6 protein-coding genes are annotated in these 5,868 nt (G+C 70.0%); all 6 read left to right on the top strand.

Annotation, left to right across the window (positions count from 1 at the left end; all coding sequences use genetic code 11):
* Positions 1-233: 233 nt before the first annotated feature.
* On the top strand, positions 234-1,037 hold the full coding sequence (locus tag CCS38_RS00665; protein WP_030259822.1) for an RNA polymerase sigma factor SigF: 804 nt from the start codon (positions 234-236) through the stop codon (positions 1,035-1,037).
* A gap of 212 nt (positions 1,038-1,249) precedes the next feature.
* Positions 1,250-2,077, top strand: a complete 828-nt coding sequence (locus CCS38_RS00660; RefSeq protein WP_223731205.1) for an RNA polymerase sigma factor SigF — start codon at positions 1,250-1,252, stop codon at positions 2,075-2,077.
* Between the two features lie 590 nt (positions 2,078-2,667).
* Complete coding sequence (locus CCS38_RS00655) at positions 2,668-2,874, top strand: hypothetical protein (protein WP_223731204.1); 207 nt, start codon at positions 2,668-2,670, stop codon at positions 2,872-2,874.
* A gap of 68 nt (positions 2,875-2,942) precedes the next feature.
* Positions 2,943-3,569 carry an SseB family protein gene (locus tag CCS38_RS00650; RefSeq protein ID WP_308050629.1) on the top strand — a complete coding sequence of 209 codons (627 nt, stop codon included), beginning with the start codon at positions 2,943-2,945 and terminating at the stop codon, positions 3,567-3,569.
* Positions 3,566-4,279, top strand: a complete 714-nt coding sequence (locus CCS38_RS00645; RefSeq protein WP_223731203.1) for a hypothetical protein — start codon at positions 3,566-3,568, stop codon at positions 4,277-4,279. The genes CCS38_RS00650 and CCS38_RS00645 overlap by 4 nt, the downstream gene beginning before the upstream one ends.
* Positions 4,279-5,868, top strand: a 1,590-nt coding sequence (locus tag CCS38_RS00640; protein WP_223731202.1) for a putative T7SS-secreted protein, incomplete at its 3' end; no start/stop codon positions are given. The genes CCS38_RS00645 and CCS38_RS00640, both read left to right, overlap by 1 nt.

The raw sequence follows: 5,868 nt of genomic DNA, 5'->3' as shown, positions 1-5,868 counted from the left end.
GCCACCCCTCCTCGCCCCCTCGCCGCCGCCAACTGCCCTTCAACACGGCAATATGCGGTGCTTGCACACAGTGCACATGTCTTGTGATGCTATGACCGCTTTTGCCCGTTCCGTCCGTTACCGCCCACCACGACGCCGACGCACCGCCTCACCGAAGTACCGAGATGCCGAAGCACCGACCGAAGTCCCGACTTACCGACGCACTGGAGCGCTGTGAAGGGGAGGCGTGAACCGTGACGGCCCGTACTGCGCCGAAGGCGCCATCCCGCCAGAGCAGAAGTGCGGACACCCGGGCGCTCACGCAAGTCCTCTTCGCCGAGCTGGCCGGCCTGGAGCCGGGCACCCCCCAGCACGGCCGCGTGCGGGACGCACTGATCGAGGCGAACCTCCCCCTGGTCCGGTACGCGGCGGCACGTTTCCGCAGCCGTAACGAGCCCATGGAGGACGTCATCCAGGTCGGCACGATCGGGCTGATCAACGCGATCGACCGGTTCGACCCGGACCGCGGCGTCCAGTTCCCCACCTTCGCGATGCCGACCGTCGTCGGCGAGATCAAGCGGTACTTCCGCGACAACGTGCGGACGGTCCACGTCCCCCGCCGCCTCCACGAGCTCTGGGTACAGGTCAACGGCGCCACCGAGGACCTGACCGTGCTGCACGGCCGGTCCCCCACCACCGCGGAGATCGCCGAGCGGCTGAAGATCGGCGAGGAGGAGGTGCTCGCCTGCCTGGAGGCCGGCCGCTCGTACCACGCGACGTCCCTCGAAGCCGCCCAGGAGGGCGACGGCCTGCCCGGCCTGCTGGACCGCCTGGGTTACGAGGACCCCGAGCTCGCCGGCGTCGAACACCGCGACCTCGTCCGCCACCTCCTCGTACAGTTGCCCGAACGCGAGCAGCGCATCCTCTTGCTCCGTTACTACAGCAACCTGACGCAGTCCCAGATCAGTGCGGAGCTGGGCGTGTCCCAGATGCACGTCTCCCGGCTGCTCTCGCGGAGTTTCGCCCGGCTCCGATCCGCAAACAGGATCGACGCCTAACCAGGACGAGGTACACCTTCCCGGCGCCCACCACTCCTTCCTGCAGGGATATGTCGACATGGCGCTACAGCGTGTTGCCGACATGTGACATTCTGCAGGAACCGCGTTTGCCGTGGCGCCGCCTCCGGTATTCAGGTGGAGGCTGAACTCTTCGCTCCGCATGGGGCCGAAGGGACGCAGCGGCGACCCGACCGCGACCTCAAGGGGGTGGCATGTCCGTAGAACTGGGCAGCTCGAAGGTGCTTCCCGCACCAGCACCGCACGTGCACGACGACGACGCCCTCAACACCCGTACGCTCTCCCGCTCCCTGTTCCTGCGGCTGGCCACGCTCGACAAGGACAGCGTGGAGCGTACGTACGTCCGTGACACGCTCATCGAACTGAACCTCCCGCTGGTGCGTTACGCCGCTGCCCGCTTCCGCAGCCGCAACGAGCCGATGGAGGACATCGTCCAGGTCGGCACGATCGGTCTGATCAAGGCGATCGACCGGTTCGACTGCGAACGGGGCGTCGAATTCCCGACGTTCGCCATGCCCACCGTCGTCGGCGAGATCAAGCGCTTCTTCCGCGACACGTCCTGGTCCGTACGGGTCCCGCGCCGCCTCCAGGAGCTGCGGCTGGCCCTCACGAAGGCCAGCGACGACCTGTCCCAGAAGCTCGACCGCTCCCCCACCGTCTCCGAACTGGCCACGTGCCTCGGCGTATCGGAGGAGGACGTCGTCGACGGCCTCGCCGTCGGCAACGCCTACACCGCCTCCTCCCTCGACTCCCCCTCCCCCGAGGACGACGGCGGCGAGGGCTCCCTCGCGGACCGCCTCGGCTACGAGGACACCGCCCTGGAGGGCGTGGAGTACCGCGAGTCCCTCAAGCCCCTGCTCGCCAAACTCCCGCCGCGCGAACGCCAGATCATCATGCTCCGCTTCTTCGCGAACATGACCCAGTCCCAGATCGGCGAGGAGGTCGGCATCTCCCAGATGCACGTCTCCCGCCTCCTCACCCGCACCCTCGCCCAACTCCGCGACGGCCTGACCACGGACTGACGACGCGACGCACCCCCGGGCAACAGGGGTCCCTCCCGGCCCGGGGCATAGCCATGCCCGCTCTCCCGCCGTTCCCTGCCGCATGCCTGTACACCTGACGGCCCGTCAGCCACACTGCCGTCCATGCGACGGAGGACAGTTGGCGCGTCAGCGGGTGCACTGCTGTTACTGGGTACGCTGCTCGCCTCCTGCGGCGGCGGAGAGGACCAGGGGTACATCGCGACGGGATCGGCGGACGGCCGAGCCCCCGACAAGCCCGTCGCCCCCACGGACAACGTCACCCTGATCCCACTGGACGGCGCGGACACCGACGCCGGCACCACTGCCCCCGAAGGACGGTCCGGCGAACGCCCTGACGGCACGCCGGACGGCACAGTTCCCCCTGCCGACACACCAGAACGCTCAGGCCCTCCGCAGCCGCCCTCCAGCAACATCCCGGGCGCACCGGATGCGCCGGACGGGCCGGACGCACCGGCCGACGGCGACGCCCCGGCCGACCCGAACACCGAGCCCCCCTCGCCCTCGCCAAGACCGACGTGCGCTGGTGCGAGCGAGTAACCGTACGGCTCCACAACACCGGCAGCCGCCCGGTGACGGCCGGCACCATCACCTTCGCCACGCACATCATCGGCGGGCTCGGAATCGACTGGGACACCCGGAAGTCGACCCGCGAGCTCCCGGTACCGATCGCCGGTGGTGAGTCGAAGAAGCACACGTGGAAGGTGTGCGTGGACGCTTGGCGGGTGCCGCTCGGCATGCACATCACCACAAAAGACGCCGACGCCACCTGGAAGTGACGCCCAAGGGCCGCCCTCGCCAGGGCCGTTCTGGCCGGCTGTCAGACGCGAATGCGAACATGTGATGCATGAGTACCAGTGGGGCGGGGGCAACTTCGGGTGCTGCGGGTGGGGACGGCCGTACGCGCCTGGAGGACCTGCTGCGGCAGGCCGAAGCCGAGGCAGAAGCACGGGGGCGGCAGGCGAGCGAGGAACGAGCGGCCCGTTCGGACGAAGCGCCGACGGCGGCAGCGCCGACCGACCGTGACATGAGCCCTGCCGCCGCCCCCGACGCCGAAGACGAAGACGCGGTCGCCCGTGAGCAGCGGGCGTTCGCCGCCCGGCTGGGTGAGTTCCGCCGTACGGCCGTGATCGTGCCGACGCTCGACGGCGACCTGATGACCGCGACCTACGGCGGCATTCGCTGGATCTACGCCTTCAGCGACAGACAGGCCCTCGCCCGCTTCGCCGTCGCCGCAGGCTGGGAGCCGCCGCCCGCGGACGGCCTGGAGTTCCTGACCGTGTACGGCGCCCGGCTGCTGGACGTGGTGGTCCCGGCGACCGGTGAGCCGACGGGCGTGGCTCTGGACGTCGCGGACGCGGAGACGGGCGGCTGCGTGATGTTCCCACCCGTACGCGGCATCGTCCCCGACGAGGCGGCCGTGGACGGCACCAACGGTGAAGCACTCGCGACACCGGGGGAGGCCACGGCATGAGCGGCGAGCAGCCCGAGATGAGCGACGAGCTGAAGGACCTCCATGTCTCGCCGTCGGCCATCAAGAAGATCACCAGCGGCATCAACGGTGCCATCGACGAGCTGCAGGCCATCGGTCAGGCGGGCGCCGCCGAGGTCGGCCGCGGCTTCTCCGAGCTCGCCCTGACCGGCATGGAAACCGGCTACGCCGACCTCACCGCGAAGTTCGAGACGTTCTGCGAGCGCTGGGAGTGGGGTGTCCGTTCCCTCGTGAAGGAGGCCCTGGACCTCGCCGAGGGGGCGGGCCTCTCGGCGGGCCTGATGCACGAGGCGGACGGCTACGTCCAGGGCACGATGAAGGTCGGCTGGACGGCGGCGATGGGCAACCCTCACCTGTCCGAGGAGGACGCCGAGAAGCGCGGCTGGGGCCAGACCCTCGAGGACAACCCGATCCACAACCTCGCCAACCCCGACTACAGCGCCGAGTCCATGCTGCAGGCCGGACAGGACGCCGAGGACACCTGGAAGGCGACGGCGCACGACCTCACCACGGACGGGATGATCGGCGGCCAGCACAGCGCGTTCGCGCAGCTCGCCGGTTACGGGGACGAGTACCAGGCAGCGGCGGACGACGCCTTCGGCCCGGATCAGAAGGCCGACGACGGCAGCGCACACGGGGAGAGCGGCGAGCGCGGCGAGGGCCGCACCGAGCACGGGGGAAGCAACAGCTGATGGGCTGGGACGACTGGATACCGGACGGCGTCAAGGACGGGGTCAACGATGTCGCCGACACGGTCGGTGACGCGTACGAGGACGGCCAGAAGGCCATCGGCCAGGGCATCGACCACTACAGCGGCCGGCTGGCGGACACCATGGACGACGCCGGCTGGGGCAGCGGTGCCGACTGGGTCCGCAGCAAGGGCGACTCGGTCGCCAACCATCTCGGCGCGGAGGTCCAGGAGTGGGAACTCGGCGAGACCGAGGACCCCAAGAAGCTGGTGCACGGCAGCGCCGACAAGATCCGCGCCACGGCCAAGAACCTCAGCGACTTCCAGAAGGCGTTCGACAAGGTCGCCTCCGGGATGCGGCAGCTGGACTCGGGCGAGTGGCGCGGCGAGTCCGCCGACGCCTTCCGCAAGAAGTTCGCCATGCACCCGGCCAAGTGGGCGCACGCCGCCGACGCCTGCGAAAAGGCGTCCAAGGCCCTGTCGGACTTCGCCGAGACCGTGCACTGGGCGCAGCAGCAGGCCCAGGTGGCGATCAACGAGTACAAGAAGGGCCAGGAGGCGACCGACAAGGCGCGGGCCGCACACGCGAGGGACGTGACCGCGTACGCGAAGGACCTCCAGACCTACAAGGACGCCCAGGAGGCGGGCAAGGACCCGGGCAAGCGCCCCACCGATCCGGGCGACTTCACCCATGACCCCGGCGAGGCGCTGCGCAACGCCGCCAGGGACAAGCTGAAGCACGCCCGCAAGCAGCGCAACACGGCCGGCGCCCACGCGGTGACCCACGTGGACGCCGCCCTGGCCCACGCCCCCGCGGAGCCGGAGTTCACCGACCGGCTGGGCATGGAGGCGTACGACAAGGTCCAGGGAGCGCCGACCGAACTCCTGCACACGGCGGGCGGCTTCACGAAGGGCGCGTTCGGGCTGCTGTCCTTCGCCCGCTCGATCAGCCCCATGGACTCGTACAACGTCTCGCACCCGGCCGAGTACGCGATGACGCTGAACTCCACGGCCGCGGGCCTGGTCGGCATGGCGAACCACCCGGAACGCCTCCCGGCCGCCATCGTCGGCACGGGCTGGAGCCATGACGCGTCGGAGGCCAAGGGGCGACTCCTCTTCGACGTCGCCCTGGACATAGCCACGGGCGGCGCGGGCGCGGCCGCGAGCGCGGGGTCCCGGACGGCCAAGGCCGCCCGGCTCGCCGACGATGTCGGAGAGGGCGCGCTCCGCCGCGAGGGGCGGGATGCGGTGGAGGGCGCGGGGGAAGGGTCGGCGCGCCGGCACCTGGATGAAGTCGGCACCGACCAGACCGATACGGAGGTTCCGAATCGGGAGTCCAGAGACACGGACCCGGTGGACCTCGCGACCGGCAAGATGTACCTGCCTCAGACGGACATCGTGCTGCCGGGCGCACTCCCGCTGGTTTTCTCCCGACAGCTGGAATCCGGTCGCAGGACAGGACGGTGGTTCGGCCCTTCGTGGACAAGCACGGCCGATCAGCGGCTGGAGGTCGATGCCGAGGGCGTCGTCTTCGTCGGCGAAGACGGCCTGCTTTTGTCCTACCCCCACCCCGCCCCGGGCGTACCGACACTC

The sequence above is a fragment of the Streptomyces purpurogeneiscleroticus genome, assembly GCF_020024005.1.
In the GTDB taxonomy this organism is placed as follows: domain Bacteria; phylum Actinomycetota; class Actinomycetes; order Streptomycetales; family Streptomycetaceae; genus Streptomyces; species Streptomyces purpurogeneiscleroticus.
Note: the sequence above shows the minus strand (reverse complement) of the source record. Positions and strands in the feature narration are given on the sequence as shown.

What these genes read in the sequence shown, in the direction of transcription:
- CCS38_RS00660 (WP_223731205.1), top strand. Translation starts at nt 1,250, where the DNA reads ATGTCCGTAGAACTGGGCAGCTCGAAGGTGCTTCCCGCACCAGCACCG.
- CCS38_RS00650 (WP_308050629.1), top strand. Translation starts at nt 2,943, where the DNA reads ATGAGTACCAGTGGGGCGGGGGCAACTTCGGGTGCTGCGGGTGGGGAC.
- CCS38_RS00645 (WP_223731203.1), top strand. Translation starts at nt 3,566, where the DNA reads ATGAGCGGCGAGCAGCCCGAGATGAGCGACGAGCTGAAGGACCTCCAT.